The sequence below is a fragment of the Geopseudomonas sagittaria genome (assembly GCF_900115715.1).
Taxonomy (GTDB): domain Bacteria; phylum Pseudomonadota; class Gammaproteobacteria; order Pseudomonadales; family Pseudomonadaceae; genus Geopseudomonas; species Geopseudomonas sagittaria.
Genome location: NZ_FOXM01000015.1, coordinates 67,721 through 94,399 on the forward strand (window position 1 = coordinate 67,721; position 26,679 = coordinate 94,399).

24 protein-coding genes and 2 riboswitches are annotated in these 26,679 nt (G+C 69.3%); of the genes, 9 read left to right on the forward strand and 15 right to left on the reverse strand.

All coding sequences use genetic code 11. The annotated features are described in order from the left end of the window. Positions 1-68: 68 nt before the first annotated feature. Positions 69-245, reverse strand: a riboswitch (cobalamin riboswitch). An 88-nt stretch (positions 246-333) separates the two neighbouring features. The 5 genes from cbiE to BM297_RS22180 all read left to right on the forward strand — a co-directional run bounded on the left by cbiE (position 334) and on the right by BM297_RS22180 (position 4,593). Further along, complete coding sequence (gene cbiE, locus BM297_RS16890) at positions 334-1,560, forward strand: precorrin-6y C5,15-methyltransferase (decarboxylating) subunit CbiE (protein WP_092433630.1); 1,227 nt, start codon at positions 334-336, stop codon at positions 1,558-1,560. After that, positions 1,553-2,653, forward strand: coding sequence for a cobalt-precorrin-5B (C(1))-methyltransferase (locus tag BM297_RS16895; protein WP_092433633.1), 1,101 nt, complete (start codon positions 1,553-1,555; stop codon positions 2,651-2,653). The genes cbiE and BM297_RS16895 overlap by 8 nt, the downstream gene beginning before the upstream one ends. Beyond that, positions 2,650-3,402 (forward strand): cobalt-precorrin-6A reductase, encoded by a 753-nt coding sequence (locus tag BM297_RS16900; protein ID WP_092433635.1) that lies wholly within the window; start codon positions 2,650-2,652, stop codon positions 3,400-3,402. The genes BM297_RS16895 and BM297_RS16900 overlap by 4 nt, the downstream gene beginning before the upstream one ends. Positions 3,403-3,615: 213 nt before the next feature. After that, on the forward strand, positions 3,616-3,756 hold the full coding sequence (locus BM297_RS22175; protein WP_245768281.1) for a hypothetical protein: 141 nt from the start codon (positions 3,616-3,618) through the stop codon (positions 3,754-3,756). Positions 3,757-4,212: 456 nt separating this feature from the next. Next, positions 4,213-4,593 (forward strand): ATPase, encoded by a 381-nt coding sequence (locus BM297_RS22180; protein ID WP_245768282.1) that lies wholly within the window; start codon positions 4,213-4,215, stop codon positions 4,591-4,593. A gap of 69 nt (positions 4,594-4,662) precedes the next feature. On the opposite strand, the gene BM297_RS16915 is transcribed toward BM297_RS22180, so the two are convergent. The 5 genes from BM297_RS16915 to cobW all read right to left on the reverse strand — a co-directional run bounded on the left by BM297_RS16915 (position 4,663) and on the right by cobW (position 11,901). Continuing rightward, the gene (locus BM297_RS16915) at positions 4,663-5,313 is read right to left on the reverse strand and encodes an energy-coupling factor ABC transporter permease (protein ID WP_092433638.1); all 651 of its coding nucleotides are present in this window, start codon (positions 5,311-5,313) and stop codon (positions 4,663-4,665) included. 97 nt (positions 5,314-5,410) lie between these two features. Continuing rightward, complete coding sequence (locus tag BM297_RS16920) at positions 5,411-5,878, reverse strand: vWA domain-containing protein (RefSeq protein WP_342742292.1); 468 nt, start codon at positions 5,876-5,878, stop codon at positions 5,411-5,413. A 194-nt stretch (positions 5,879-6,072) separates the two neighbouring features. Further along, positions 6,073-7,074, reverse strand: a complete 1,002-nt coding sequence (locus tag BM297_RS16925; RefSeq protein WP_092433642.1) for a magnesium chelatase ATPase subunit I — start codon at positions 7,072-7,074, stop codon at positions 6,073-6,075. Positions 7,075-7,094: 20 nt separating this feature from the next. Continuing rightward, complete coding sequence (cobN, locus tag BM297_RS16930; protein WP_092433644.1) at positions 7,095-10,829, reverse strand: cobaltochelatase subunit CobN; 3,735 nt, start codon at positions 10,827-10,829, stop codon at positions 7,095-7,097. A 16-nt stretch (positions 10,830-10,845) separates the two neighbouring features. Continuing rightward, entirely contained in the window at positions 10,846-11,901 is a 1,056-nt protein-coding gene (gene cobW / locus BM297_RS16935) for a cobalamin biosynthesis protein CobW (protein WP_092433646.1), read from the reverse strand. Positions 11,902-12,030: 129 nt separating this feature from the next. Next, a riboswitch (cobalamin riboswitch) is annotated at positions 12,031-12,223 on the reverse strand. 143 nt (positions 12,224-12,366) lie between these two features. Here cobW and BM297_RS16940 point away from each other — a divergent pair. Continuing rightward, positions 12,367-12,828, forward strand: coding sequence for a cobalamin biosynthesis protein (locus BM297_RS16940; RefSeq protein ID WP_092433648.1), 462 nt, complete (start codon positions 12,367-12,369; stop codon positions 12,826-12,828). Further along, positions 12,825-13,571 (forward strand): precorrin-4 C(11)-methyltransferase, encoded by a 747-nt coding sequence (cobM, locus tag BM297_RS16945; protein ID WP_092433650.1) that lies wholly within the window; start codon positions 12,825-12,827, stop codon positions 13,569-13,571. The genes BM297_RS16940 and cobM overlap by 4 nt, the downstream gene beginning before the upstream one ends. Before the next feature lie 405 nt (positions 13,572-13,976). Here the strand turns inward: cobM and ureG are convergent, their stop codons facing one another. The 10 genes from ureG to BM297_RS16995 all read right to left on the reverse strand — a co-directional run bounded on the left by ureG (position 13,977) and on the right by BM297_RS16995 (position 23,405). Next, entirely contained in the window at positions 13,977-14,603 is a 627-nt protein-coding gene (gene ureG, locus BM297_RS16950) for an urease accessory protein UreG (RefSeq protein ID WP_092433652.1), read from the reverse strand. 10 nt (positions 14,604-14,613) lie between these two features. Next, positions 14,614-15,288 (reverse strand): urease accessory protein UreF, encoded by a 675-nt coding sequence (locus tag BM297_RS16955; protein ID WP_092433654.1) that lies wholly within the window; start codon positions 15,286-15,288, stop codon positions 14,614-14,616. 12 nt (positions 15,289-15,300) lie between these two features. Beyond that, on the reverse strand, positions 15,301-15,483 hold the full coding sequence (locus BM297_RS16960; RefSeq protein ID WP_092433655.1) for a HupE/UreJ family protein: 183 nt from the start codon (positions 15,481-15,483) through the stop codon (positions 15,301-15,303). A gap of 20 nt (positions 15,484-15,503) precedes the next feature. Next, on the reverse strand, positions 15,504-16,013 hold the full coding sequence (ureE, locus tag BM297_RS16965; protein WP_092433657.1) for an urease accessory protein UreE: 510 nt from the start codon (positions 16,011-16,013) through the stop codon (positions 15,504-15,506). 26 nt (positions 16,014-16,039) lie between these two features. Then, positions 16,040-17,743 carry an urease subunit alpha gene (gene ureC / locus BM297_RS16970; protein WP_092433658.1) on the reverse strand — a complete coding sequence of 568 codons (1,704 nt, stop codon included), beginning with the start codon at positions 17,741-17,743 and terminating at the stop codon, positions 16,040-16,042. Continuing rightward, complete coding sequence (locus tag BM297_RS16975) at positions 17,740-18,057, reverse strand: urease subunit beta (RefSeq protein WP_092433660.1); 318 nt, start codon at positions 18,055-18,057, stop codon at positions 17,740-17,742. Before BM297_RS16975 ends, ureC begins: the two co-directional genes overlap by 4 nt. Before the next feature lie 160 nt (positions 18,058-18,217). After that, positions 18,218-18,520, reverse strand: a complete 303-nt coding sequence (locus BM297_RS16980; protein WP_092433662.1) for an urease subunit gamma — start codon at positions 18,518-18,520, stop codon at positions 18,218-18,220. A gap of 9 nt (positions 18,521-18,529) precedes the next feature. Continuing rightward, entirely contained in the window at positions 18,530-19,348 is an 819-nt protein-coding gene (locus tag BM297_RS16985; RefSeq protein ID WP_092433664.1) for an urease accessory protein UreD, read from the reverse strand. Continuing rightward, the gene (locus BM297_RS16990; RefSeq protein WP_092433665.1) at positions 19,348-20,016 is read right to left on the reverse strand and encodes a response regulator; all 669 of its coding nucleotides are present in this window, start codon (positions 20,014-20,016) and stop codon (positions 19,348-19,350) included. The genes BM297_RS16985 and BM297_RS16990 overlap by 1 nt, the downstream gene beginning before the upstream one ends. Then, complete coding sequence (locus tag BM297_RS16995; RefSeq protein WP_245768283.1) at positions 20,013-23,405, reverse strand: hybrid sensor histidine kinase/response regulator; 3,393 nt, start codon at positions 23,403-23,405, stop codon at positions 20,013-20,015. Before BM297_RS16995 ends, BM297_RS16990 begins: the two co-directional genes overlap by 4 nt. A gap of 284 nt (positions 23,406-23,689) precedes the next feature. Here BM297_RS16995 and urtA point away from each other — a divergent pair, with 284 nt between their 5' ends. Further along, positions 23,690-24,958, forward strand: a complete 1,269-nt coding sequence (urtA, locus tag BM297_RS17000) for an urea ABC transporter substrate-binding protein (protein WP_092433668.1) — start codon at positions 23,690-23,692, stop codon at positions 24,956-24,958. A 145-nt stretch (positions 24,959-25,103) separates the two neighbouring features. Further along, positions 25,104-26,672: an urea ABC transporter permease subunit UrtB gene (gene urtB / locus BM297_RS17005; RefSeq protein ID WP_092433670.1), complete on the forward strand. Its 1,569-nt coding sequence runs from the start codon at positions 25,104-25,106 to the stop codon at positions 26,670-26,672. Positions 26,673-26,679 lie beyond the last annotated feature (7 nt).

Consider the following 26,679-nt stretch of genomic DNA (forward strand, 5'->3'; position numbering starts at 1 on the left):
CGGAATCCCACGCCCGCCCGAAGGCGAGCGCGCTTGCAGCATCGGTACACCCCGCCCGATGGTGGCACTCGCGACTCGTCTCGCCGGCAGGTCTCCTGGCTGGCAGGTCGTCATCCGTCATCGCCTTCCCGGTTGCCCAGTGGCCTGTGATGACGGACTCGCTGCTTACAGTTGCGGGGGCAGCCACGGTTGGTCCCGTGTTCCCTCTTCGGCCCTGAACGGGCACCGACGAACGCGTTATTATGCCTGCCTTTTTCCGCCATTGCCGTAGTGGCGAATGAGTTCGCCCCTGCAAGCGGGTGGCGGGCCCGGTACCACACACGAGGAACAACGATGACGCCCTGGCTGACCGTAGTGGGCATCGGCGAAGACGGCTTCGCCGGTCTGGGCAAGGCGGCGCGACGCGCCTTGCTCGGCGCGGCGCACATCGTCGGCGCCGAGCGCCAGCTGGCCCTGCTGCCGCGCTGCATACGCGGCGAGCGGCACACCTGGTCCAGCCCGTTCAGCCTGGAGCCGGTGCTGGCGCGGCGCGGCGCGCCGCTGTGCGTGCTGGCCAGCGGCGATCCGATGTTCTACGGCGTCGGCGCCAGCCTGGCCCGCGAGCTGCCGGCCGCCGAACTGCACGTGCTGCCGGCGCCCTCCTCGCCGAGCCTGGCCGCCGCCCGCCTGGGCTGGGCACTGCAGGACTGCGCCACGCTGTCCCTGGTGGCCCGCCCGCTGGCGGCGCTCAACCGCCACCTGCACCCCGGCGCGCGCCTGCTGGTGCTCAGCGAGGACGGCGACAGCCCGGCGCGGGTCGCCGCGCTGCTGCGCGAACGCAGCTTCGGCCCCAGCCGGCTGAGCGTGCTGGAACACCTCGGCGGCCCCGCCGAGCGGCGTCTGGACGGCCTGGCCGCGGACTGGACGGCGCCGCGCGTGGCCGACCTCAACCTGCTGGCCATCGACTGCCGCACCGACGCCGCGGCCCGACCGCTGCCCGCGACCTGCGGCCTGCCCGACGAGGCCTACCGCCACGACGGCCAGCTGACCAAGCGCGACGTGCGCGCCATCACCCTCGCCCGCCTGGCGCCGCTGCCCGGCGAGCTGCTGTGGGACGTCGGCGCCGGCTGCGGCTCGATCGGCATCGAGTGGCTGCGCGCCCATCCGCAGTGCCGCGCCATCGCCGTCGAGGCCGACGAAGACCGCCAGGCACACATCCGCCACAACCGCGACGCCCTCGGCGTGCCCGCTCTGCAGCTGGTCGCCGGTGCCGCGCCGGCGGCGCTGGACGGCCTGCCCGCGCCGGATGCAGTATTCATCGGCGGCGGCGTCACCGTGCCCGGCGTGCTGGAAACCTGCTGGCAGCGGCTCAAACCCGGCGGCCGCCTGCTGGCCAACGCGGTGACCCTGCAGAGCGAGGCTCGCCTGATCGACTGGCATGCCCGCCACGGCGGCGAGCTGCTGCGCATCGGCATCGCCCAGGCCCGCCCGCTGGGCAGCTTCGACACCTGGCGCCAGGCCCTGCCGATCACCCTGCTCTGCGTGTGCAAACCCGCCGAGGCCGATGCCACCCATGCGTGAGGAAACCCCGGAACAGCCGGCGCCGCTGCGCACCGGCCTGACCACCGGCAGCTGCGCCACCGCCACCAGCCTGGCCGCCGCGCGCCTGCTGCTCGGCGGCGAAGTCTGCGACGCGGTGGCGATCACCCTGCCCAAGGGCAAGCAGGTGAGCATGCGCCTGGAGTTCTGCCGCTCGTGCGAAGGCGGCGCCGAAGCCGGCACCCTCAAGGACGGCGGCGACGACCCGGACGCCACCCACGGCGCGCTGATCTGCGCCCGCGTAACGTTGAGCGAGCAGCCCGGCGTGCGCTTCCACGCCGGTCCCGGCGTCGGCACCGTCACCCGCCCCGGCCTGGTCCTGCCGGTCGGCGAACCGGCGATCAATCCGGTGCCGCGGCAGATGATGACCGGCCACCTGACCGCCCTGGCCGCCGAGTGCGGCTACGCCGGCGGCTTCGAGGTGAGCATCGGCGTGGAGAACGGCGCCGAGATCGCGCTGAAAACCATGAATCCGCGCCTGGGCATCCTCGGCGGCATCTCCATCCTCGGCACCAGCGGCATCGTCCGGCCGTTCTCCTGCTCGGCCTACATCGCCTCGATCCATCAGGGCATCGACGTCGCCCGCGCCAACGGCATCCGGCACCTGGCCGCCTGCACCGGCAACGCCAGCGAGGACGCCATGCGCCGCCACTACGGCCTGGACGACAGCGCGCTGATCGAGATGGGCGACTTCGCCGGCGCGGTGCTCAAGCACCTGCGCAAGGCGCCGGTGGCGCACCTGAGCCTGTGCGGCGGCTTCGGCAAGATCAGCAAGCTGGCCGCCGGCCACCTCGACCTGCACAGCCGCCATTCCAGCATCGACCTGCCGCAGCTGGCCGGCTGGGCCGCCGAACTGGGCGCCGACGCCGAACTGCAGCAAACCATGCGCGACGCCAACACCAGCCAGCAGGCCCTCGCCCTGGCCAGCGCCGCCGGCGTGGCGCTGGGCGATGCGGTGTGCGCACGGGCGCTGGCCTTCGCCCGGCGCATCGTGCCGGCAGCGGTGCGCCTGGAAGTCTTCGCCATCGACCGTCAGGGCCGCTTCGTCGGCCGGGCGCTGGAGGCCACACCGTGAAACGCATCCTGCTGCTCGGCGGCATCGGCGAGGCGCTGGCCATCGCCCGCCAGCTGCCAAGCGACGCCATCTACAGCCTCGCCGGCCTCGGCAAGGTGCCAAGCGACCTGCCCTGCCAGGTACGCGTCGGCGGCTACGGCGGCGCCGAGGGGCTAGCGCGCTTCATCGAGGATGAAGGCATCGGCCTACTGATCGACGCCACCCACCCCTACGCCGCACAGATCAGCGCCAACGCCGCGCGCGCCGCGCAACTCGCCGGCGTTCCGTGCTGGGCGCTGCGCCGCCCCGGCTGGCAACCCGGTCCCGGCGACGACTGGCGCGAGGTGGAGAACTGGCAGGAACTGATCGCCGCCCTCGCCCCCTTCCGCCGCCCGCTGTTCACCCTCGGCCGCGAGCCGCTGCAGCATCTGCACGAAATCCCCGCCCACCAGCACTGGACCGTGCGCTGCCTCACCGCCCAGCCGCCGGTGCCACGCGCCGAAATCCTCGGCGCCCGCGGCCCCTTCGCCCTCGACGACGAACGCGCGCTGATGGCACGCATCGACTGCGACGTGCTGGTCAGCAAGAACAGCGGCAGCCAGGCCACCGAACACAAACTCCAGGCCGCCCGCGAGCGGGGGATTCCGGTGCTGGTGCTGAGAAGACCGGAGTTGCCGGAGGTGGAATGCGCTTTTGCCAGCGGCTCGGCGTTGCTGGAATCGCTCGCAGCGGGCGGTTTACTCAGGTATGAGGAGAATTGCTCGGGTTGAACAATTGCGTGGCCCTATGTGGGAAGGCGCTTCCTTCATGCGCCGCCAGCCACCATCAGGCCTGAAAAACTCTTGAAAAATATGATTCCAGGCGCCATGCCTCTAGAAATGGGATCGTCAGAAGTAGCGTTCGCTCTGCTGCAAACAAGTTTGCAGAGCTAAGATGCTGCTTAAGTGCAGGTTTCTGCACGCTCTGACCACATGGAGCACAACATGCACGCCAAACGAGTGTTGAGTGACGATCTGGTGAGCCGACTGGAGGATAAAATCCCAGCCATGGCCGAGTGCGCCGTCAATACCGCCTACATCAACGCGCTGGCTGCCGGGAGCAGTGTGATGGAAGTCGTGAACTGAATGCTTGTTGAAACCACTGCCGACGGTAAGCACAAGGTCATTCGGGCGGCCAAGCCCAAGCATAAAGTGACCCCAGGTGGCATCATCAAGGTGCGACGTTGCTCATGACTGTCCCTCGGCTGAGGGTCTTTGCCGGACCAAATGGCTCCGGTAAGAGCACGATGAAAAGTGCCATCCCTCCCCACCTGATAAGCATCTACATCAACCCAGATGAAATCGAGAAGACCGCCAAAGAGAACGGACGCCTGGAGTTCTGTGAATTCCAACTGGAAGTTGAGGGCGATGAAGCCCTCGGATTCCTTCGGGATCATCGACTGGTCAGGTCCGCCCAGCTTGTGAGGAGGCCGCCAAGATAGGCTTCAGCAGCAATGGCATGGACTTCCAGGCGGTCGCGATGAACTCCTTTTTGCTTCCGTGTTCTCGGACTTCATCCGCAACAAACTTCTCGAAGTCCAGATGTCTTTCACCTTTGAAACGGCGATGCCCAGCGATGACAAAGTCACTTTCATGCTCAAGGCCAGAGAGTTTGGATACCGGACCTACCTCTACTTTGTGGCGACTGAAGACCCTGAGATCAACATCAACAGGGTGAGGAACCGTGTCGCGTCAGGTAGGCACCCAGTCCCTACACAGAAAATTGTCCAGCGCTATGGCCGGTGCCTCAAGCTTCTGCCGGCGGCGGTTGCAGCGTCAAACCGGGCCTATATCTTCGATAACTCCGCTGCCGACTTGGTGCTGCTTGCCGAAGTGACTGATGGGACCGACCTTGAGTTCAAGGTCGAAGAGGTCCCTGACTGGTTCATGGATGCCTACGTAAAGAAGGTGTGCAACCACTAGCCGACAGAGAAACACTGCAACGCCCGCTCACTTTTGCCGGGGAGCGGGCGTTTCTCGTACAGCGGCCGATCAGGCCAGACGCAGACTATCGACGCAGGTCAGACGCTGCAGCAGCGCGGACTGCGGCCAGCGCTTGAGCAGGCGCACGGCCAGGCAGGTGATCAGCGGCTCGCAGAACACCAGCGGCGCGTAGGAAGCGGCGAACAGCAGCCAGTTGTCCAACGGCAGCGGCTCCTCGCCGATGGCCAGCCAGAAGCCGACCATGGCCACCACGCCGCCGTAGTAGACGGCGTCGAAGCGTACCACTTCCTGCCAGCTCAGGCGGCGCGACTCGCTGTCGAACAGGCGGCGGCCGAACAGGCCGTGGGCGGCGATCAGCGGCAGCATCAACGACAGCGAGTTGACGCCCAGGTGCACCAGGTCCTGCGGGTCGAAGACCAGGCCCTGCAGCAGCAGGCCGATGGCGAAGCCGAACAGGGTGGGCAGGAAGCCGAAGATGAAGTAGATCGCCGAGGCGCCGATGAAGTGCAGCTCGGAGACCCCGACCGGCACGTGGTAGACCTGCATGAACAGCGAGAAGAACGCCGCGGCCAGCAGGGTCTTGGCGACCTGATCGAGACGGGTGATCCAGCGCGGGGCATAGATCAGCAAGGTGGCGATGGCGGCCGCGTGGCCGTAGAGCACTTTGGCGGCGTTCAGCGCGCCGGGTTCGATATGCATCTGAATCCCTCCGAGGGATGCATGGGTAGTGGGGCCGCGGCGCAATACGCCACGGTTGTTGCCTGCTGCAGGTTTTTCGGTGTGCGCGTCCTCCCGTTCAGGCCAGCGGCAGCGCGTCGATATGCCGGTACTCGGCACCCAGCGCCGCGGCCAGCGCCCTGGCCCGCCCCAGACGCAGCGGACCGCTCTCGATGTCGATCAGCAGCGCCGGGCATGACAGCGGCTCAAGCCTCGGCAGCTCGCGCAGGCGGCCATCGGTGAGCAGCCAGAACTGCTGGCGCTCGCCGGGATGCGTGCGGCGGCGGCGCTGCAGCCAGCCGCCGGCTTCGGCCAGCGCGGCCGGCAACGGCGTGCCGCCGCCGGCGCCGAGTTGCTCCAGCCAACGGCGGGCGGCCTGCGGGGCACGCTGACCGCGGCAGAACCAGCGCGGTTTGGCGCCATCGGCCTGCAGCAGCGCCAGGCTCACGCGCTGATGGCGCGCCTGCTCGAGCAGCTCGGCGAGCAGGCCCTTGGCGCGGCGCAGGGCGCCGTGGCGGCGGGTCGAGGCCGAGGCGTCGACCAGCACCAGCCACAACTGCGGCGCACTGGCCTGGTGGCTGCGGTAGTGCAGCTCGGCGCGCGTGCGCGGGCGCCCGCGCTGCAGGCTGCGCGGCCAGTCCGGAGCACCAACGCCGGGTGCGCCGGCGCGGCCGCGCCGGGCCGGCTGGCGAGCTTCCCGGTGGCGTGCATCCGCGCCCTGGGGCGTTGGCGGGCGGATGCTCAGGGCTTTTTTGCCCAGCGCGGCACCGCCCGCCGCTCGCCGATGGCCACCGGCTGCGCCGGCAGTTCACCCCACTGCCCTTCGCCGGCGTCGCCGTCCTGGGCAGCCGATCCGCCCGTGTCGCGGGCGCCATTGTCCTCGGGCGGCGCCTCGCCGTTGCGCCGATGACGCAGGACGAAGCTCTCCACCGCGTCGATGTCCTGCGCCTCGATGGCCGTGGCGCCGCGCCAGGCGGCGTGGGCGCGAGCGGCGCGCAGCCAGACCAGATCGCCGCGCAGGCCGTCGATGCCGGCGGCGTAGCAGCGCGCGGCGATGGCCTCCAGCGCCGCGTCGTCCAGCGGGATCGCATCGAGCCGCTCGCGGGCCTGCCGGCAGCGCGCCAGCAGCTCGTCCTGCGCCGCCTGCCAAGCGGTGCGGAAGGCAGGCGGGTCGCTATCGAAGGCCAGCCGACGGCGCATGATCTCGGCGCGTTCGGCCGGCAGCGGCGCGCCGCCGAGGCTGACGGCGAGGCCGAAGCGGTCGAGCAGCTGCGGGCGCAGCTCGCCCTCCTCCGGGTTCATGGTGCCGATCAGCACGAAGCGCGCGGCGTGGCGGTGGGAAATGCCGTCGCGCTCGACGTGGTTGACCCCGCTGGCGGCGACATCGAGCAGCAGGTCGACCAGGTGGTCGGCCAGCAGGTTGACCTCGTCGACATAGAGCACGCCGCCGTGGGCGCGGGCCAGCAGGCCGGGGGCGAAGCGCGTGCGGCCCTCGCCCAGCGCCGCGTCGAGATCGAGGGTGCCGACGATGCGTTCCTCGGTGGCGCCCAGCGGCAGAGTCACCAGTTGGCCGCCGTCGAGCAGTTCGGCTACCGCGCGGGCCAGAGTCGACTTGGCCATGCCGCGCGGCCCCTCGATCAGCACGCCGCCGATGGCCGGGTCGATGGCCGCCAGACACAGCGCCAGCTTCAGCTCGTCGGCGGCCACCACGGCGGCCAGGGGGAAGTTCAGGGGTTCATGCATGGTCGGTCTCGTCATGGCCATCAGCCGTCTTCCTCGCAGTCGAGCAGCAGGTTTTCCAACTGCTCGCGGTAGGCGCCCGGCTGCTGCCAGAGGCCACGCTGCTGGGCGTCGAGCAGGCGCTCGGTCATCTCGCGCAGGGCGGCGGGGTTGTGCTGGCGGACGAACTCGCGGGTGTCGGCGTCGAGCAGGTAGGCGTCGGTGAGCAGTTGGTACTGGTGGTCGTCGATCAGCTCGCTGGTGGCATCGAAGGCGCACAGGTAGTCGACCGTCGCCGCCAGCTCGAAGGCGCCCTTGTAGCCGTGGCGCTTGACCCCGGCGATCCACTTGGGATTGGCGGCGCGGGCGCGCACCACGCGGTTGAGTTCTTCCTTGAGGGTACGGATGCGCGGGGTGTCCGGCTGGCTGTGGTCGCCGTGGTAGCTGGCCACCGGCGCGCCGCGCAGGGTTTCCGCCGCGGCGAGCATGCCGCCCTGGAACTGGAAGTAGTCGTTGGAGTCGAGGAGGTCGTGCTCGCGGTTGTCCTGGTTGTGCAGCACCGCCTGCACGCCGGCCAGGCGGCGGACCAGCGATTCGCGCGCCGGGGTGCCCTCGCTGCCGGCGCCGTAGGCGAAGCCACCCCAGTTGAGGTAGACCTCGGCGAGGTCGGCGCGGCTGTCCCACGCGCCCTCGGCGATCACCTGCTGCACGCCGGTGCCGTAGCCCCCGGGTGCGGCGCCGAACACCCGCCAGCCGGCGCGGCGGCGTGCGTCTTCGCGGCTCAGGCCGCCGGCGGCCAGTTCGGCGCTTTCGCGGCGCACCCGCGCGGCCAGCGGATTGAGATCCTCCGGCTCGTCCAGCGCGGCCACCGCCTGCACCGCGGCGTCGAACAGACGCAGCAGATTGGCGAAGGCGTCGCGGAAGAAGCCGGAGACGCGCAGGGTGACGTCGACCCGCGGGCGGTCGAGCAGCGACACCGGGAGGATCTCGAAGTCCTCGACCCGCTGGCTGCCGGTCTGCCACACCGGGCGCACGCCGAGCAGCGCCATGGCCTGGGCGATGTCGTCGCCGCCGGTGCGCATGGTCGCGGTGCCCCACACCGAAAGGCCGAGTTGGGTCAGGTGCTCGCCGTGGTCCTGCAGGTGGCGTTCCAGCAAGAGGCTCGCCGACTGGAAGCCGAGGCGCCAGGCGGTGGGCGTCGGCAGGTTGCGCACGTCCACGGAATAGAAGTTGCGCCCGGTGGGCAGCACGTCGAGGCGCCCGCGACTCGGCGCGCCGCTCGGCCCCGGCGGCACGAAGCGGCCGTCCAGCGCGGCGAGCAGGCCGGCGATCTCCGCCGCGCCGCAGGCGTCGAGCAGCGGCGCGACCCGCTCATGCAGGTGCTCCAGCACCGCGGCGCTGGCCGGGCCGCAGCCGGGCGCGCGGGTTTCGATCAGCTGCAGGGCGAGCAGCTCCAGGCGCTCGCGGGTGTCGCCGGCGGTGCGCCAGGAGTCGCGGCACACATCAAGCAGGCAGTCCGGGCGCGGGCCGCTCCACGGCTCGCCGGGCGCGCCATCCAGCGGATCCCAGCCCAGCTTGAGGTCGGCGCCCAGCGCGCGCAGCAGGCTGGCGTTGGCGCCCTGGCCGTCGCCGCGCGGCACGCGCAGCAGGGCCAGCAGGGTGTCGCGGCGCAGGCGGCCGCTCGGCGACTCGCCGAACACGTGCAGGCCGTCGCGGATCTGCGACTCCTTGAGGTCGCACAGGTAGGCGTCGAGCTGCGGCAGCCAGCTGTCGGGGTCGTCGCTCAGTTGCAGGCTCAGCTCGCGATCCAGCGCGGTGGCGCGCACCACGGCGAGGATCTCGCCGCGCAGTTCCAGGGCGCGGCGGGCGTCGAGCAGGCTGGCCTCGTAGTACTCGTCGGCGAGGCGCTCCAGATCGCGCAGCGGGCCGTAGCTCTCGGCGCGGGTCAACGGCGGCATCAGGTGGTCGACGATCACCGCCTGGCTGCGCCGCTTGGCCTGGGCGCCCTCGCCCGGGTCGTTGACGATGAACGGATAGACGTTGGGCAGCGGACCGAGAATGGCGTCCGGCCAGCACTCGGCGGACAGTCCGACGCCCTTGCCCGGCAGCCATTCGAGGTTGCCGTGCTTGCCGACGTGGACCACGGCGTCGGCGCCGTAGGCCTCGCGCAGCCAGAAGTAGAACGCCAGGTAGCCGTGCGGCGGCACCAGCAGCGGGTCGTGGTAGATGGCCGCCGGATCGAGCTGGTAGCCGCGCGCCGGCTGGATGCCGACGAAGGTCAGGCCCAGGCGTAACCCCGCGACCATCATCCGCCCGCCGCGGAACATCGGGTCGTCCTCGGGCGCACCCCAGCGCTCCAGCACCGCGCGCTGGTTGGCTTCGGGCAGGCGCGCGAACAGCCGGCGGTAGTCGGCCAGCGCCAGGCTCTGCTGGCAGGGGCGCAGGTCGAGGCTGTCCAGATCGTTGCTCACCCCGCCGAGCAGGGCGTGGATCAGCGCGGTGCCGGACTCGGGCAGCTCGGCGACCGGGTAGCCGGCGCCCTCAAGGGCACGCAGGATGTTCAGCGCCGCCGCCGGGGTGTCGAGGCCGACGCCGTTGCCGATGCGCCCGTCGCGGGTCGGGTAGTTGGCCAGCACCAGGGCGATGCGCTTGTCGGCGCTGGCCTTGCGCGCCAGGTTGACCCAGCGCCGCGCCAGCTCGGCGACGAAGTCCATGCGCTCGCCGTCGGCCTGGTAGCAGACCACGTCGCTCTGGCTGCGCTCGCTGCGCCAGGCCAGGCCCTTGAAGCTGATCGGCCGGGTGACGATGCGCCCGTCCAGCTCGGGCAGCGCCACGTGCATGGCCAGGTCGCGCGGGCCGAGGCCCTGCGGGTTGTCCTGCCAGCGCTGGCGGTTGTCCAGCGCGCAGATCGCCTGCAGCACCGGTACGTCGCGGCGAAACGGGCGCAGCGCCGGCCGCTCCGGGCTGGACAAGGCAAAACCGGTGGTATTGACGATCAGCGCCGCGGCGCATTCATCCAGCCAGGCCTCGACCTGGGCCAGACAGGCCGGCTCCTTGAGGCTGGCGACGGCGATCGGCAGCGGATCGAGGCCCTGCGCTGAGAGCCGGGCGCAGAACTCGTCGACGAAGGCGGTGTTCGCCGCCTGCAACTGGGCGCGATAGAACATCAGCGCCGCCACCGGCCGCTCGCTGTGCCAGTCGCCCCGCCACAGCGCCGGTGCGCCGCTGCCGTGGCGCGGGTGGTAGACCGCCGCGCGCGGCAGCGCCTGCGGTTCGCGCCATTCGTGCGGACGGCCCAGCCAGCGGTCGGCGAGGAAGCGGTACAGCTGGCGGGCGTTGTCCAGCCCGCCCTGGCGCAGGTACTGCCAGGCACGCTCGGCATCCTCGGCGCCGACGTTGCTGAGGCGGGTCAGCTCCGGATCGGGGCGGTCGTCGCCGGGTACCAGGATCAGCGTAGCGCCGGCTTCGGCCAGCGATACCAGTTGCTCGATGCCGTAGCGCCAGTAGCTCACCCCGCCGTGCAGCGACACCAGGATCAGCCGCGCATGGCGCAGTACCAGGTCGACGTAGAGGTCCACCGAGGCGTGGTTGCGCAACTGGCCGGGATTGGCCAGGCGCAGACTCGGATAGTCGCCGCCCAGCTCGCGGGCAGCCTCGGCCAGCAGCGTCAGGTTGGAGTCGCCGCTGCAGAGGATGACCAGCTCGGCCGGGGTCTGCGCCAGGTCGGCGATGCTATCGTCCGGAACGAATCCGCCCGGCTGGGTGCGCAGTAGGTGCATGCTTCGGGCTGCCGGTTCAGCGGGTCAGCGCGGCGCGCAGTTCGGCGTCGATGGCTGCGGCGTCCAGGCCCTGACCGATGATCACCAGGCGGGTGGCGCGCGTCTCGCCGGCGCGCCAGGCGCGGTCGAAGTGCCGGTCGAAGCGTTGGCCGACGCCCTGCACCAGCAGGCGCATGGCCTTGCCCGGCACGGCGACGAAGCCCTTCACGCGCAGCACGGCGTGGCGCTGCACCAGCTCGGCGAGGCTGGCGAGCAGCAGGCGCTCGTCGACTTCCGGCAGCTCGACGCCGAAGGAGTCGAACTCGTCGTGGTCGTGGTCTTCGCCATCGCCGTGGTCGTGGTGGCCGGGACGGCTGTCGATGTGCAGCTCGGCCTCGGCGTTCAGGCCCAGCAGCACCTCCAGCGGCAGCTGGCCCTGACGCGCCTCGACGATCTTCACCGCCGGCGGCAGTTCCTCGGCGACCTCCGCGCGCACCGCGACCAGGGCCTCGGCATCCAGCAGGTCGGTCTTGTTCAGCACCACCAGGTCGGCGCTGGCCAGTTGGTCCTCGAACAGCTCGTGCAGCGGCGATTCGTGGTCGAGGTTGGGATCGGCGCGGCGCTGAGCGTCCACCTGCTCGGGATAGGCGACGAAGGTGCCGGCGGCCACCGCCGGGCTGTCGACCACGGTGATCACTGCATCGACGGTGCAAGCGTTGCGAATTTCCGGCCACTGGAAGGCCTGCACCAGCGGCTTGGGCAGGGCCAGGCCGGAGGTCTCGATGAGGATGTGGTCGAGGTCGTGGCGACGCGCCACCAGCTCGCGCATCACCGGGAAGAACTCCTCCTGCACGGTGCAGCACAGGCAGCCGTTGGCCAGCTCGAAGACGCGGCCGAGCGCCTCTTCCTCGCTGCAACCGATGGTGCACTGGCGGAGGATCTCGCCGTCGATGCCCAGCTCGCCGAACTCGTTGACGATCACCGCGATGCGCCGGCCCTGGGCATTGTCGAGCATGTGGCGCAGCAGGGTGGTCTTGCCGGCACCGAGGAAGCCGGTGACGATGGTGACGGGAAGTTTGCTCAAGGATTTCATGCGCGGCCCTGCCTGCTGGCGGGGGCATGACGAGACGCCGCCGGACGCACGTGCGCCGGTCGGTCGGATTCGCCACCGGATCACCCCGCCCGGTTGTCGTGAAAGTCGAAGAACCTGTCCACTAGTTTGCGAACGGGTTCGGACGAGGCAGGTCTCCTGGCTCACGGTTGGCGCCTGGGGCGCCGTCCCTTCGCCTTCCCGCGTGAGCAGTGGCGTTGTGAAGGGAGCGATCCGTTTACAGTTGCGGGGGCAGCCGCGGTGTCGCACCGCGTTCCCTCTTAGCTCCGGCCCATACCGGAGAACCTCGACGCGGCAAGGCTACGCAGGGTGCGGGCCTGGGTCAATCGCCGTGGTTGACGCTGCGCGCAGCGCCATGCTGTTCTAGAAAAAGGCGGCCCGACTTGGGTCATAGCTCAGAAAAAACACCATCTTCCACAATCCTGCCAGCATCGTCAGTGAATTTTCATGCCTGCAGCACACAACGCCTCCCCCCCGGAACCACGTACTGTCTGGCTGTATCTCGCCGGGCTCGGCTGCCGCCGCGGCTGTTCGGCGCACGAGTTGCGCCAGTTACTGGAGGATAGCCTACAGGTCCGAGGCCTCTCGAGCGCCGATCTGCACGCCCTGGCCAGCCTCGACGGCAAGCTTAACGAGCCGGGCCTTGAAACCCTGGCCGAGCAACTGGGGCTGGCACTGCATGGCGTTGCGCTGGAGCGCCTGCAGGGCTACGAATCGCGCCTAACGGATCTCTCGGAGGCCACCCTACGCGCCACCGGTTGCGCCGGGGTGGCTGAGGCCAGCGCCTTGGCGGTGGCCGAAGCACTGGGCGCGCCGTCCGCCGAACTGCTCATTACCAAGCAACGCAGCGCCAACGCGACCTTCGCCTTGGCGCGCACCAAGTTCCTCCCCACATCGGAGAATGCATGACCGTCTTTTTCATCGGCGCCGGTCCCGGCGACCCGGACCTCATCACCGTGCGCGGCCAGCGCCTGATCCGCAGCTGCCCGGTGATCCTCTACGCCGGCTCGCTGGTGCCTGAAGCTGTGCTGGAGGGCCATCAGGCCCATACGCTGGTCAATACCGCCGAGCTGGAGCTGGCGAAAATCATCCGTATGCTGGCCGAGGCCCACAGCCGCGGCGAAGACGTGGCTCGGGTGCATTCCGGCGATCCGTCTCTGTACGGCGCCATCGGCGAGCAGATCCGCCAACTGCGCCGTCTGGGTATTCCCTACCAGATCGTCCCCGGCGTGACCGCCACCGCCGCCTGCGCTGCGCTGCTCGGCTGCGAACTGACCCTGCCGCAGGTGTCGCAGACCCTGATCCTGACCCGCTACCCCAGCAAGACCGAGATGCCCGACGGGGAGCAACTTGGCGACCTGGCCCGCCACCGCGCGACCATGGCAATCCATCTCGGCGTGCGCCAATTGCCTCGCATCGTCGCCGAACTGTTGCCGTACTACGGCGCTGACTGCCCGATCGCCGTAGTGCACCGCGCCAGCTGGCCGGACCAGGATAAGGTGCAGGGCACCCTGGCCGACATTGAGGCGAAGGTTGCCGAAAAGGACTTTCGGCGCACAGCGCTGATTCTGGTCGGTCGGGTGCTGACCGCTGAGGACTTCGCCGACTCCTCACTGTACTCGGCAGCGAAGGACTGTGCGCCGGCCGTGTAGGTCGACGGCGCTATTTGGCATCGCCGATGCTTTGCGCGCTGTCCACCCACGTTGGTACTTTCGGCGACGCCGGTGATGATCACGGTATCTTCCTGCACAGATACCCAGGGTTATGTATCCCTTTTTGGATGGTCGCGTTGGCCTCGACACCGCCTTAGCTCATGCTCTGCAGCCGTAGCGGCCACCGGTGCGCTCCAGATCATGCAGCAGACTGGTCATCAGACCCGTGCCAGAGGCGTAGCAGGTCTAACTGGATCCTGCCGCGCTGATCGACGTGATCTCCGCCCCCACTAACTCGAGGTTGGGCCTCCCATCCAGGCTGGTCTCGCTCGGCGTCTCGTCGTACTAAATGCCTTCCAGCAACGCGATCTCGCGGGTGAAGCGGCCGCAAGCGCCCGTTGTTATTCAACCCCGATCAGCGTCGAGCATGCCTCTGTCGACGATGAAGTTGATCAGCGTCTGCAGCCCATGCCCGGTCTTCAGGTTGGTAAAGGCCCACGGCCGCTCCGGGCGCATGCGGTTGGTGTCGCGCTCCATCACTTCCAGCGAGGCGCCAACGTAGGGTGCCAGGTCGATCTTGTTGATCACCAGGAAGTCCGACTTGGTGATGCCCGGGCCGCCCTTGCGCGGGATCTTCTCGCCCTCGGCCACGTCGATCACGTAGACGGTGAGGTCGGCCAGTTCCGGGCTGAAGGTGGCGGAGAGGTTGTCGCCGCCGCTTTCCACGAAGATCACTTCCAGGTTGCCGAACTTGCGTGCCAGCTCCTCAACCGCCGCCAGGTTCATCGAGGCGTCCTCGCGGATCGCGGTGTGCGGGCAGCCGCCGGTTTCCACGCCGACGATGCGTTCGGGCTCCAGGGCGCCGGCCTCGGTGAGGATGCGCTGGTCTTCCTTGGTGTAGATGTCGTTGGTTACCACGGCGATCTGGTACTTGTCGCGCATGGCCTTGCACAGGGCTTCCAGCAGCGCGGTCTTGCCGGAGCCGACCGGGCCGCCAACACCGACGCGCAGGGGTTGCTTGTAGCTTTGCATGGGGGTTTCCTCAGGATCGGAACAATCGGGTGTATTGGGTTTCGTGGCGCGCGGAGGCGATGGCCAGTAGCGGCAGGCCGCCGCCGAGCTGGTCGTCGGGCAACGCCAGGGCGCGGTCGAGCACAGCGGGCAATTCGGCGCACAGGTCGCGCAGCAGGCTCTGCGCCATCTGCTGGCCGAAGGGCACCAGCTTGACCCCGGCCATCACCGCGCCTTCCAGCCAGCTGAAGCCGTGGCCGAGGGCCAGCTCGCGCAGCGGGATGTCCCAGTGCGCAGCCAGCCAGGCCATGCCGCCGAGCTGGGTCAGCGCGAGGCTGTCCCGCCACTCGGGTGCCTGGGTGAGCTGCCAGCCGTCGAGCAGGCGCACCAGGGCCTGGCCACGCTGGCGCTCTTCCAGGCGCAGCTCAGCGGTCTCGCGGTTGGCCAGCAGGAAGCGGCTCCAGCGGGCGAAAGCCTCGGCATCTTCAGCCCGGCAGGCCTGGTACAGGCGCGCCAGCAGCGGCCAGTCGAGATGGCCGAGGGTGTCCTCCAACTGCTCGCGCTGCCAGGCGCGGAAGCCCTCGGCGCCGCGCACCCAGTCAGCTTCCACCGCCCACTCCAAGCCCTGCGAATAGGTGAAGCCACCCACCGGCAGGTTGGGGCTGGCCAGCTGCAGCAGGCGCAGCAGCATCAGGTCGGCACTCATCGCGGGCCGCCGTTACCAGCGCGGCCGCAGCCAGTAGGCCAGCCCGGCCACCAGGGCCACGGCCAGCCCCATCAGCAGCTGGTCGGTGCCGATCATGTGATGCAGGAGGCCGTGTTCGCTGGTGTGCTGATGGCCGACATGGGCGAAGGCCGGCAAGGTGGTCAGAGACAGGACGAAGGCAAGGGTCTTTTTCATGGTCGGTGCTCCGATGGAACTCAGTGGTGGTGATGGCCAGGGGCGCGCACGAACGGATGGTCGTGGCCATGACTGTGACTGTGGGAATGACCGTGGCCGTGCGGCGCGCTCTGGTAGGCGCCGGCCTCCGGCTCGAAGGGTGCCTGCTCGATCACCACCTCGAGGCCCAGGCCGCGGACCATGTCGTCGAGCACGTGGTCGTGCTGATAGCGTGCCAGGCCGGCCTCGATCTGCAGCGGCACGTGGCGGTTGCCCAGGTGGTAGCAGGCGCGCGCCAGCAGCAGCGGATCGGCGCAGCGCACGGTGGACACCTGCTCGGGCGCGGCGAGAACACGCACCACCTCGGCGCCGGCTTCATCGGCGAGCAGCTCGCCGCCACGGATCAGCTGACCGCGCTCGAGCAGCAGGCCGGCCTCGCGGCCGTCGTCGAGGCGGATGCGCACGCGGCTCTTGATCCGCGTGTCGAGGTCGAGGGTAGCGGTGGCGCTGACGGTGGCGGCCTCGCTCACCCTGCGGGTCAACATAAGCATTCGGCTTCTCCTCGGAATAGGCCGCTTCAAAACAGAAAGTAACGCTGCGCCATCGGCAGCACGGAGGCCGGCTCGCAGACCAGCAGTTCGCCGTCGGCGCGCACCTCGTAGGTCTGCGAGTCGACCTCGATGTGCGGCAGCAGGCCGTTGTGGATCATGTCGCCCTTGCGCACCGTGCGGCAGCCGCGCACCTCGCCGACCAGGCTGCGCAGGCCGAGTTGCTGGGGCACGCCGCGCGCCAGGGCCGCCTGGGACAGGAAGGTCATCCGCGTGGCATGCCGCGCCGCGCCGAGGGCGGCGAACATCGGCCGGTAATGCACCGGCTGCGGGGTGGGAATGGAGCCGTTGATATCGCCCATCGGCGCGGTGGCGATCAGTCCGCCCTTGAGCACCAACGAGGGCTTCACGCCGAAGAACGCCGGCGACCAGAGCACCAGGTCGGCTAGCTTGCCCGGCTCGATGGAGCCAACCTCGTGGGCGATGCCGTGGGACAGCGCCGGGTTGATGGTGTACTTGGCGATGTAGCGCTTGACCCGGAAGTTGTCGCTGTACGCCGTGTCCGGAGCCAGCGGGCCGCGTTGCAGCTTCATCTTGTGTGCCACCTGCCAGGTACGCAGCACCACTTCCCCTACCCGGCCCATGGCCTGCGAATCCGACGAAGTCATCGAGAAGGCCCCGAGGTCGTGGAGGATGTCCTCGGCGGCGATGGTCTCGCGGCGGATGCGCGACTCGGCGAAGGCCACGTCCTCGGCGATGCTCGGGTCGAGGTGGTGGCAGACCATCAGCATGTCGAGGTGCTCGTCGACGGTGTTGATGGTGTACGGCAGAGTCGGGTTGGTCGACGACGGCAGCACGTTGGCGAAGGCGCTGGCGCGGATGATGTCCGGCGCGTGGCCGCCGCCCGCCCCTTCGGTATGGAAGGTGTGGATGGTCCGGTCGCCGATAGCCGCCAGGGTGTCCTCGACGAAGCCCGACTCGTTGAGGGTGTCGGTGTGGATCGCCACCTGGGTGTCGGTCTCCTCGGCGACGCCCAGGCAGCAGTCGATTGCCGCCGGAGTCGAGCCCCAGTCCTCGTGCAGCTTGAGACCGATCACGCCGGCCTCGATCTGCTCCAGCAGCGCTTCGGGACGCGAGGCGTTGCCCTTGCCCAAAAGGCCGACGTTGACCGGCAGGCTGTCGGCGGCCTGCAGCATGCGGGCGATGTTCCACGGCCCCGGGGTGCAGGTGGTGGCGTTGGTGCCGGTGGCCGGCCCGGTGCCGCCGCCGAGCATGGTGGTGACCCCGGAGCACAGCGCCTCCTCGGCCTGCTGCGGGCAGATGAAGTGGATGTGCGCGTCGATGCCGCCGGCGGTGACGATCTTGCCCTCGGCGGCGATCACCTCGGTGCCGGGGCCGACTGCCAGGGTCACGCCCAGCTGGATGTCCGGGTTGCCGGCCTTGCCGATGCCGACGATGCGGCCGTGCTTGACGCCAATGTCGGCCTTGACGATGCCCCAGTGGTCGATGATCAGCGCGTTGGTCAGCACCAGGTCCATGCATTCAGCCGACAGCATCTGGCCCTGGCCCATGCCGTCGCGGATCACCTTGCCTCCGCCGAACTTGACCTCCTCGCCGTAGAGGGTGAAGTCCTTCTCCACCTCCACCCACAGCTCGGTGTCGGCCAGGCGCACGCGGTCGCCGACGGTGGGGCCGAACATGTCGGCGTAGGCCTGACGGGAAATACGGCTCATGCCTTTTCCTCCAGTTTGCCCATCACCTCGCCGCGAAAGCCATAGACCTCGCGCTTGCCGGCCAGCGCCACCAGGGTGACGGTGCGCGCCTGGCCGGGCTCGAAGCGCACCGCGGTGCCGGCGGCGATGTCCAGGCGAAAGCCGCGCGCCTGCTCGCGCTCGAACACCAGCGCCGGGTTGACCTCAAAGAAGTGATAGTGCGAGCCGACCTGCACCGGGCGGTCGCCGTGGTTGGCCACGGTCAGGCTGACCCGCTCGCGGCCCTCGTTCAGCTCGATGTCGCCTGCGGCGACCTGGATTTCTCCGGGAATCATGGTTCTCTCCTGAGTCCGCAGAGCCGGTTCACGATCTCGCGAGCTAGAGCCAGGCAAGGCGAAACTGGTTGAGGAAGCGGAGTTTGCTCAATGCAAATGAGCATTCCGAAACCAGTTTCAACGCCGCATGGCCGACGCTCAGCAGATCGTGGGCCGGCTCTCAGATGATCGGGTTGTGCACGGTTACCAGCTTGGTGCCGTCGGGAAAGGTCGCCTCGACCTGCACGTCGTGGATCATCTCCGCCACGCCGTCCATCACCTGCTCGCGGCTCAGCACCTGGCGGCCGGCCTCCATCAGCTCGGCGACGGTGCGGCCGTCGCGGGCGCCTTCCAGCACGGCGGCGCTGATCAGCGCGATGGCTTCCGGGTAGTTGAGCTGCAGGCCGCGGGCCAGGCGGCGCTCGGCCAGCAGCGCAGCGGTGAACAGCAACAGCTTGTCTTTCTCTCTCGGGGTCAGCTCCATGGCTCTCTCTCAGGTGGCCCAGATGCGCGGCGGGCACGGCGCCAGGCCGACTACGACCGGGCGCAGGGCGTGCCACAGCCGCTGCAGGGTGGATTGCAGGCGCTGGTTGTCGTCATCGAGCAGACGCACCACCAGCAGGGAGTCCAGCAGGGTCGCGCCGGCTGGAACGGGAAGCGGGTCGAGGATGGCGCGCGCCAGCTCGAGCAGGGCCGCGTCGGCCGGCGCGGCGCAGAAGGTGGCGACCATCGGGTAGCCGGCCAGCTTGCTCAGGCGCCCGTCCTCGATGCGCAGGCGCTCGTGCAGATGCGGTTCGCCGCCCAGATCGAGCTGCAGGCGGCTGTCCAGCGCGCCGTGCTCGAAGCGTTCGCCCATCACCGGGCGGCCGAGGCACAGGCTTTCCCAGGCCAGCAGGCGCGCGCCGGGCGCCAGGTCGAAGCGGCTTTCCAGCGCCACCCGGGCCCCAGGGAAGAAGATGCTGTCCTGCGGCAGCCACTCCAGCACGCTGTCCTCGGCGAGGGTGAAGCGCTGCTGCAGCGCCGAGATTGGTCCGGCGCTGCGGTAGAACTTGGTAGCACCGGGCATGGTCAGCAGCGCGTGGCTGTCGGGCTCCAGGTGGATGTCTAGGGCCAGGCGGTCGCCGCCGACCACCCCGCCGGGCGGGTGCAGCAGGTAGATGTGACAGGGCGCGCCTTCCGGGTAGAACGGCCGCTGCACGGTGAGCGGGCCGTGATGGCGGCGGCCGGCCAGCACCGTGCGCGGGCCGCGCCGTTCGAAGCGCAGCGCCAGCTCGGCGCGCCAGCCGTCGTGGTGTTCGAGGATCGCCTGCATCAGCGCGCCACTCCCATGGCAATCGCCAGCGCCGCGGCGGCGGTGCGGGTTTCCACGCCGAGCTTCACGTAGACGTGCTCCAGATGCTTGTTCACCGTGCGCGGGCTGAGACAGAGGATCTCGCCGATGTCGCGGTTGGTCTTGCCGCAGGCCACCCACTCCAGCACCTCCACCTCGCGTCCGGTGAGCTGGTAGCGGCGGGCCAGCGCGGCGCGCAGCGCTTCGGCATCCGGCGCGGGCGCCTGCTGCGAGGCTTCGCGAGCCTCGCGCAGCGCGCGGGCGGTGCGCAGGTGCGAGGCGACGCGGGCCAGCACCTGCTCGGGATGGATCGGCTTGGTCACGTAGTCCACCCCGCCGGCGGCAAATCCTTCCAGCACATGCTCGCTCTCGGTCAGCGCGGTCATGAACAGCACCGGCACGTCCTCAAACTCGGCGCGGGCCTTGATCCGCCGGCAGGTCTCGAAGCCGTCGATGCCCGGCATCAGCGCATCGAGCAGCACGATGTCGGGCTTGAGGCGCTGCATGCGCTCCAGCGCGGTGGCGCCGTCGAGGGCCACCAACACCATGTGGCCGACCTGCTCCAGGGCGTCGGAGAGCAGCGCCAGATTGTCCGGCAGGTCATCGACGATCAGCACGATGCTCTGCCCGGCGCGTTCGACAAGATTCATGGCGAAGACTCCATCGGGGATTGCGCGGCGCGCGGCGTGGCCTGGGCCAGGCAGCGCGCCAGTTCGTCGAGCTGGAAACGCCGGGCCAGGCCGCGCAGGCGCTCGATGGCCGGCGCGCAGCCTGGCTCCTCACGCTCCAGGCGGTCGAGGCGCTCGATCACGCCGCGCACGTAGCCTAGCGAGGCCAGCTCGCCCAGCTCGGCCAGCGCCTGTGCCGGCAGGTCGAGGGATGCGGGCGGCGCCGGCTCGGCGCTTTCGCGGCGCAGCCAGTCGAGGCCCAGGTGCTGGCGGATCTTCTCCAGCAGCGCCGGGCCGTGCACCGGCTTGGCCAGGTAGTCGTTGCAGGCGGGGTCGAGACGACGCTCGCCCTCGTCGGCGAAGGCGTTGGCGGAGACCACGATGATCGGCGCCTGCGAGCCGACCGACTGGCGGATCAGCCGGCTGGTCTGCCAGCCGTCCATCTGCGGCATCGACAGGTCCATGAGGATCAGGTCCGGGTTGAGCAGCGACACCTGGCTCAGCGCCTCCTGGCCGCTGGCGGCCATGGCGATGTCGAAGCCCAGCGGTTCGAGCAGGCCGGCCAGCACCTTGCGATGCTCGAGATGGTCGTCGACCACCAGGATGCGCCGGCGCGGGCCGCGGTAGCCGACGATGTCGTGCTCCTGGGCGAGCAACGCCTGCGGCACGCGCACCGCCGGCAGGTACAGGCGCAGCTGGAAGCGGGTGCCCTGCCCCGGCTGGCTGCTCACCGTCAGCTCGCCGCCCATCAGCACGCTGAGCATGCGGGCGATGGTCAGCCCCAGGCCCAGGCCGTGGTCCTGGCGCGCCGGATCGCCGCGCTCGAAGGGCTGGAACAGCCGCTCGAGCTGCTCGGCGGCCATGCCGATGCCGGTGTCGAGGATCTCGAAGGTGGCGGTCTGGCGCAGGTAGGCGACGCGCAGGGTGACGCTGCCCTGCTCGGTGTAGCGCACCGCGTTGCCGAGCAGGTTGATGAGGATCTGGCGCAGGCGCTTCTCGTCGCCGCGCACCACCGCCGGCAGGCCGGCGCTGCGCTCCAGGCGGAAGGCCAGGCCCTTCTCGGCGGCCTGCAGGGCGCACATCTTGCCGAGCTGGTCGACGAACTCGGCGAAGTCGATCTCGCACGGCTCCAGATTGAGCTTGCCGGCCTCGATCCGCGCCACGTCGAGCAGGCCGTCGATCAGCGACAGCAGATGCGCGCCGCTGCGGTGGATGGTGGCGAGGGCGTCCTGCTGGCGCTCGGCCAGGCCGCTGTCGCGACGCAGGATCTGGGTGTAGCCGAGGATGCTGTTGAGCGGGGTGCGCAGCTCGTGGGATAGGCCCGTGACGTAGCGGCTCTTCGCCGCGCTGGCTGCCTCGGCAGCCTCCTTGGCCTTCTGCAGCTGGGCGTCGGTCTCCCGGTGCGCGTCGATCTCCTGGATCAACAGGCGGGTCTGGCGGCTCGACTCCTCCAGTGCGACGCGGCGGCTCTCACGGTTGAGCACTACCCACCAGGCCAGCACGCCGACGAACAGGGCGAGGATGAAGAACGCCTTGATGAAGCCCTGCTGCAGGGTCTGCGCGGCGTCGGCGGCCAGGCCATGGGCGACCTGGCCGTAGACCAGCGCCAGGGCGCCGGCAAGCAGGACGCTCATCAGACCGAACACCAGCAGGTAGTGCAGCAGGCGGGTATGCAGACGCGGCACGGCGACGCCGGGCAACAGGCGGCCGAGCCAGCTTTCCAGGCGTTCATGCAGCGGCACGCTCGGCTTGCACTGGTCGCCGCAACGGGCATCCAGCGAGCAGCACAGCGAGCAGATCGGTGCGGCGTAGGCCGGGCAGAAGGCCATGTCGGGTTCCTCGTAGGCGTTGCCGCACACCCCGCACTCGACCTTGCCCTGCTGGCGGTGCGGGTGCAGCAGCTCCGGCTGGTGGGCGCGGGCGATGTAGTAGCGCCCTTTGGTCAGCCAGGCCAGCAGCGGTGCGGTGAGCAGCGCGGTGCCGAGGGCGATCAACGGCGCGAGGGCCTGGGCCAGCGCGCCGAACGCGCCGGCGTAGGCGAGGATCGCCAGCAGCGAGGCGAGCAGCATGGCGCCGACGCCGACCGGGTTGATGTCGTGCAGGTGGGCGCGCTTGAACTCGATCAGCCGTGGCGACAGGCCCAGCGGCTTGTTGATCACCAGGTCGGCGACCATGGCGCCGATCCAGGCGATGGCGACGTTGGCGTAGAGGCCGAGCACTTGCTCGATGGTTTCGACCACGCCCAGCTCCATCAGCATCAGGGCGATGCCAACGTTGAATACCAGCCATACCACCCGTCCCGGATGGCTGTGGGTGACGCGGGCGAAGAAGTTCGACCAGGCCAGCGAGCCGGCGTAGGCGTTGGTGACGTTGATCTTCACCTGCGACACCACCACCAGTAGCACCATGGCGGCCATCGCCCAGCGCGGGTCGGCGAACACCTGCTCCCAGGCCACCCGGTAAAGCTGCGCCGGCTCGTCGGCATGTTCGGCACTCACCCCGTGCTGCAGGGCGAGCACAGCGAGCAGCGCGCCGCCGAGCATCTTCAGCGCGCCGGGGACGATCCAGCCGGGGCCGGCCAGCAGCAGCGCCGCCCACCAGCGTCCGCGGTTGGCGGCGGTCTTCTCGGGCAGGAAGCGCAGGTAGTCGACCTGCTCGCCGATCTGCGTCACCAGCGCCAGCACTAGGGTGCAGGCCAGGCCGAAGGACAGCAGGTCGAAGCCGTTGTCGCCACGATTGCCGGCGAAGCTCGCCAGCTCGCCGGGCAGCTGCGGATGGGCGAGCAGCACGGCGACGTAGGGCACCAGCAGCAGGAGCAGCCACAGCGGCTGGGTCCAGGCCTGCAGGCGGCTGATCCGGGTGATGCCGTAGATCGCCAGCGGGATGACCACCAGGGCACTGACCACGTAGGCGAGGCTCAGCGGAATGGCGAAGTACATCTGCAGCGCCACCGCCATCACCGCCGCCTCGAGGGCGAAGAACAGGAAGGTGAAGCTGGCGTAGATCAGCGAGGTGATGGTCGAGCCGATGTAGCCGAAGCCGGCGGCGCGGGTCAGCAGATCCATGTCGATGCCGTGACGCGCTGCGTAGTAGCTGATCGGCAGGCCGGTGAGGAAGATCACCAGGCTCATGGCGAGGATCGCCCACAGGCTGTTGGTAAAACCGTAGTTGAGCACCAGGGTGGCGCCGATCGCCTCCAGCACCAGGAACGACAGAGTGCCGAGGGCGGTGTTGGCGATGCGTCCCTCCGACCACTTGCGAAAGGATTTGGGCGTGTAGCGCAGGGCGTAGTCTTCCCGCGTCTCGTCGGCGACCCAGCCGTTGTAGTCGCGGCGGATGTTGACGATGCGCTGGGGTCCGTTGGCGTGCACGGCGGGGGCTTCCTGTAAAAGATGCCGTGCACATGCAAGGAGCGCGCCACGCCCCGTTGCGGGGCCTGGTTGTGCAGACTGCAGGCCCTCTACTGCGGGCCTTGCCAGTCGATGCGGGCGGGATGTGCACCATGCTCTCTTCATGGGTGCAAAGGATGCACCAGTGCGGCGCAGCAACTGGATACGTCAGATGACGTAGGCGTCTACGTCAGCCTGCGTATAACGCCCCGGACTGCGTGCGGACCATGCTGTGAACCATCCAACGCTCACCGGAGATTCACTGCATGAAACGCCGTCCCCTGCTCAAGTCCGCCTTCGCCGCCAGCGCCCTGATGCTAAGCGGCCTGTTCCCCTTCACCGTGCAGGCCGCCGAGACCATCAAGGTCGGCATCCTGCACTCGCTGTCCGGGACCATGGCCATCTCCGAGACCTCGCTCAAGGACATGGCGCTGATGACCATCGAGGAGATCAACGCCAAGGGCGGGGTGAACGGCAAGCAGCTCGAGGCTGTGGTGGTCGACCCGGCCTCCAACTGGCCGCTGTTCGCCGAGAAGGCCCGCCAGCTGCTGACCCAGGACAAGGTCGACGTGGTGTTCGGCTGCTGGACCAGCGTGTCGCGCAAGTCGGTGCTGCCGGTGTTCGAGGAACTCAACGGCCTGCTGTTCTATCCGGTGCAGTACGAGGGCGAGGAGCTGTCGCCGAACGTGTTCTACACCGGCGCGGCGCCCAACCAGCAGGCCATCCCGGCGGTCGAGTACCTGATGAGCGAGGACGGCGGCAGCGCCCAGCGCTTCTTCCTGCTCGGCACCGACTACGTCTACCCGCGCACCACCAACAAGATCCTGCGCGCCTACCTGAAGTCCAAGGGTGTGGCCGACAAGGACATCGAGGAGGTCTACACCCCGTTCGGCCACAGCGACTACCAGACCATCGTCGCCAACATCAAGAAGTTCTCCGCCGGCGGCAAGACCGCGGTTATCTCCACGGTCAACGGCGACTCCAACGTGCCGTTCTACAAGGAACTGGCCAGCCAGGGCATAGCCGCCACCGACGTGCCAGTAGTGGCCTTCTCGGTGGGCGAGGAGGAATTGCGCGGCATCGACACCAAGCCGCTGGTCGGCCACCTCGCCGCGTGGAACTACTTCCAGTCGCTGGAGAACCCGGCTAACAGCGAGTTCGTCAACAAGTGGCAGGCCTACGCCAAGGCCAAGAACCTGCCGGGCGCCGACAAGGCTGTGACCAACGATCCGATGGAAGCCACCTACGTCGGCATCCACATGTGGGCGCAGGCGGTCGAGCAGGCCGGCACCACCGAGGTCGACAAGGTGCGCGAGGCGCTCGCCGGCCAGTCGTTCGCGGCACCGTCGGGCTACACCCTGACCATGGACAAGACCAACCACCACCTGCACAAGCCGGTGATGATCGGCGAGGTCCAGGACGACGGCCAGTTCTCGGTGGTCTGGCAGACCGAAGGCCCGCTGCGCGCCCAGCCGTGGAGCCCGTTCATCCCCGGCAACGACAAGAAGCCGGATTACGCGGTGAAGGGTAACTGAGCCCTGCGCGCCCTTCCTCCCCGGGAAGGGCATCGCCCGGCGTGATGCCACGCCGGGCCGCCTTGACCTCCCCGCCTTGCGTGGCCGGGAGGCTGGGATGAGGTCCGCCCTGTCCCGCTCCGCTGCTCTGCGAAGGACCCCCACCATGCCTACTGTATTGATCCGCATGCTGCTGTCATTGGCGCTCTTGCTGCCACTGACCAGCCACGCCGGCGACGCCGCCGACTTCGTCGCTGCCAGCCCGGCGCGCCAAGCCCAGCTGCTGGAAAGCTGGGCTGCCCAGCCCGATCCCGCCCGCCTGCCGCTGCTCGACGCCCTGCAGGACGGTCGCCTGGTCGGCGACAGCGCCAAACAGCCCTTCATCGAACAGGACGGCCGCTACGTCGCCGTCGAAGACGCTGCCCAGCCGCAGGGCATACCGAAGAAGCTGCGCCTGAACAACCGCCTGCGCGGTCTGCTCGCCACCACCCAAGCCAGCCACCAATTGCTCGACCAGGATTCGACCGTACGCCTGGCCGCCGCCCAACAACTGCAGAAGAGCGCCAAACCGGCGCAGCTCGCCCTGCTCGACACGCGCCTGGCTGCGGAAGACGACGAGGCCGTGCGCGACGCCCTGGCCCTGGCGCTGGCCAACCTGCAACTGGCTGATAGCGACCCGGCGGTACGCCTGGCCGCCGTGCGCCTGCTCGGCGAGAGCGGCGAGCCGCTGGCGCGCACCCGCCTCGAGGCCCTGCTGGCCAGCGCGGAAAGCGACGCCCAGGTGCGCAAGGCCGCGCAGACCAGCCTCAGCCAGGTGGAACGCCGCCTGCTGGTCGGCGAACTGCTCGGCCAGGCGTTCAGCGGCCTGTCGCTCGGTTCCATCCTGCTGCTCGCCGCCCTTGGCCTGGCCATCACCTTCGGCCTGCTCGGGGTGATCAACATGGCCCACGGCGAGATGCTGATGCTCGGCGCCTATACCACCTGGCTGGTGCAGAGCGCCTTCCAGAAATTCGCCCCCGGTTACCTGGATCTCTACCCGCTGGCCGCCCTGCCGGTCGCCTTCCTGGTCACCGCCGCCATCGGCATGGCGCTGGAGCGCACGGTGATCCGCCACCTCTACGGCCGTCCGCTGGAAACCCTGCTGGCCACCTGGGGCATCAGCCTGATCCTCATCCAGGCGGTGCGCGTGCTGTTCGGCGCGCAGAACGTCGAGGTGGCCAACCCAAGCTGGCTGTCCGGCGGCCTGCAGGTGCTGCCCAACCTGGTGCTGCCGTACAGCCGGATGGCGATCATCGGCTTCGCCCTGGGCGTGGTGGTGCTTACCTGGCTGCTGCTCAACCGCACGCGGCTGGGCCTCAACGTGCGCGCCGTCACCCAGAACCGCCACATGGCCGCCTGCTGCGGCGTGCCGACCGGGCGGGTGGACATGCTGGCCTTCGGCCTCGGCTCGGGCATCGCTGGCCTCGGTGGTGTGGCGCTGAGCCAGATCGGCAACGTCGGCCCGGACCTCGGCCAGAGCTACATCATCGACTCCTTCCTGGTGGTGGTGCTCGGCGGCGTCGGCCAGTTGGCCGGCACGGTGATGGCCGCCTCGGGCCTGGGTATCGCCAACAAGCTCCTCGAACCGCAGATCGGCGCCGTGCTGGGCAAGATCCTCATCCTCGCGCTGATCATTCTCTTCATCCAGAAACGTCCACAGGGCCTGTTCGCCCTCAAGGGCCGGGTGATCGACTGATGAACAT

Bases quoted from the DNA above. Each gene is read 5' to 3' on its own strand.
- cbiE (WP_092433630.1), top strand. From the start codon at position 334: ATGACGCCCTGGCTGACCGTAGTGGGCATCGGCGAAGACGGCTTCGCC.
- BM297_RS16895 (WP_092433633.1), top strand. From the start codon at position 1,553: ATGCGTGAGGAAACCCCGGAACAGCCGGCGCCGCTGCGCACCGGCCTG.
- BM297_RS22175 (WP_245768281.1), top strand. From the start codon at position 3,616: ATGCACGCCAAACGAGTGTTGAGTGACGATCTGGTGAGCCGACTGGAG.
- BM297_RS22180 (WP_245768282.1), top strand. From the start codon at position 4,213: ATGTCTTTCACCTTTGAAACGGCGATGCCCAGCGATGACAAAGTCACT.
- BM297_RS16915 (WP_092433638.1), bottom strand. From the start codon at position 5,313: ATGCATATCGAACCCGGCGCGCTGAACGCCGCCAAAGTGCTCTACGGC.
- BM297_RS16925 (WP_092433642.1), bottom strand. From the start codon at position 7,074: ATGCATGAACCCCTGAACTTCCCCCTGGCCGCCGTGGTGGCCGCCGAC.
- cobN (WP_092433644.1), bottom strand. From the start codon at position 10,829: ATGCACCTACTGCGCACCCAGCCGGGCGGATTCGTTCCGGACGATAGC.
- cobW (WP_092433646.1), bottom strand. From the start codon at position 11,901: ATGAAATCCTTGAGCAAACTTCCCGTCACCATCGTCACCGGCTTCCTC.
- BM297_RS16940 (WP_092433648.1), top strand. From the start codon at position 12,367: ATGCCTGCAGCACACAACGCCTCCCCCCCGGAACCACGTACTGTCTGG.
- cobM (WP_092433650.1), top strand. From the start codon at position 12,825: ATGACCGTCTTTTTCATCGGCGCCGGTCCCGGCGACCCGGACCTCATC.
- ureG (WP_092433652.1), bottom strand. From the start codon at position 14,603: ATGCAAAGCTACAAGCAACCCCTGCGCGTCGGTGTTGGCGGCCCGGTC.
- BM297_RS16955 (WP_092433654.1), bottom strand. From the start codon at position 15,288: ATGAGTGCCGACCTGATGCTGCTGCGCCTGCTGCAGCTGGCCAGCCCC.
- BM297_RS16960 (WP_092433655.1), bottom strand. From the start codon at position 15,483: ATGAAAAAGACCCTTGCCTTCGTCCTGTCTCTGACCACCTTGCCGGCC.
- ureE (WP_092433657.1), bottom strand. From the start codon at position 16,013: ATGCTTATGTTGACCCGCAGGGTGAGCGAGGCCGCCACCGTCAGCGCC.
- ureC (WP_092433658.1), bottom strand. From the start codon at position 17,743: ATGAGCCGTATTTCCCGTCAGGCCTACGCCGACATGTTCGGCCCCACC.
- BM297_RS16975 (WP_092433660.1), bottom strand. From the start codon at position 18,057: ATGATTCCCGGAGAAATCCAGGTCGCCGCAGGCGACATCGAGCTGAAC.
- BM297_RS16980 (WP_092433662.1), bottom strand. From the start codon at position 18,520: ATGGAGCTGACCCCGAGAGAGAAAGACAAGCTGTTGCTGTTCACCGCT.
- BM297_RS16985 (WP_092433664.1), bottom strand. From the start codon at position 19,348: ATGCAGGCGATCCTCGAACACCACGACGGCTGGCGCGCCGAGCTGGCG.
- BM297_RS16990 (WP_092433665.1), bottom strand. From the start codon at position 20,016: ATGAATCTTGTCGAACGCGCCGGGCAGAGCATCGTGCTGATCGTCGAT.
- urtA (WP_092433668.1), top strand. From the start codon at position 23,690: ATGAAACGCCGTCCCCTGCTCAAGTCCGCCTTCGCCGCCAGCGCCCTG.
- urtB (WP_092433670.1), top strand. From the start codon at position 25,104: ATGCCTACTGTATTGATCCGCATGCTGCTGTCATTGGCGCTCTTGCTG.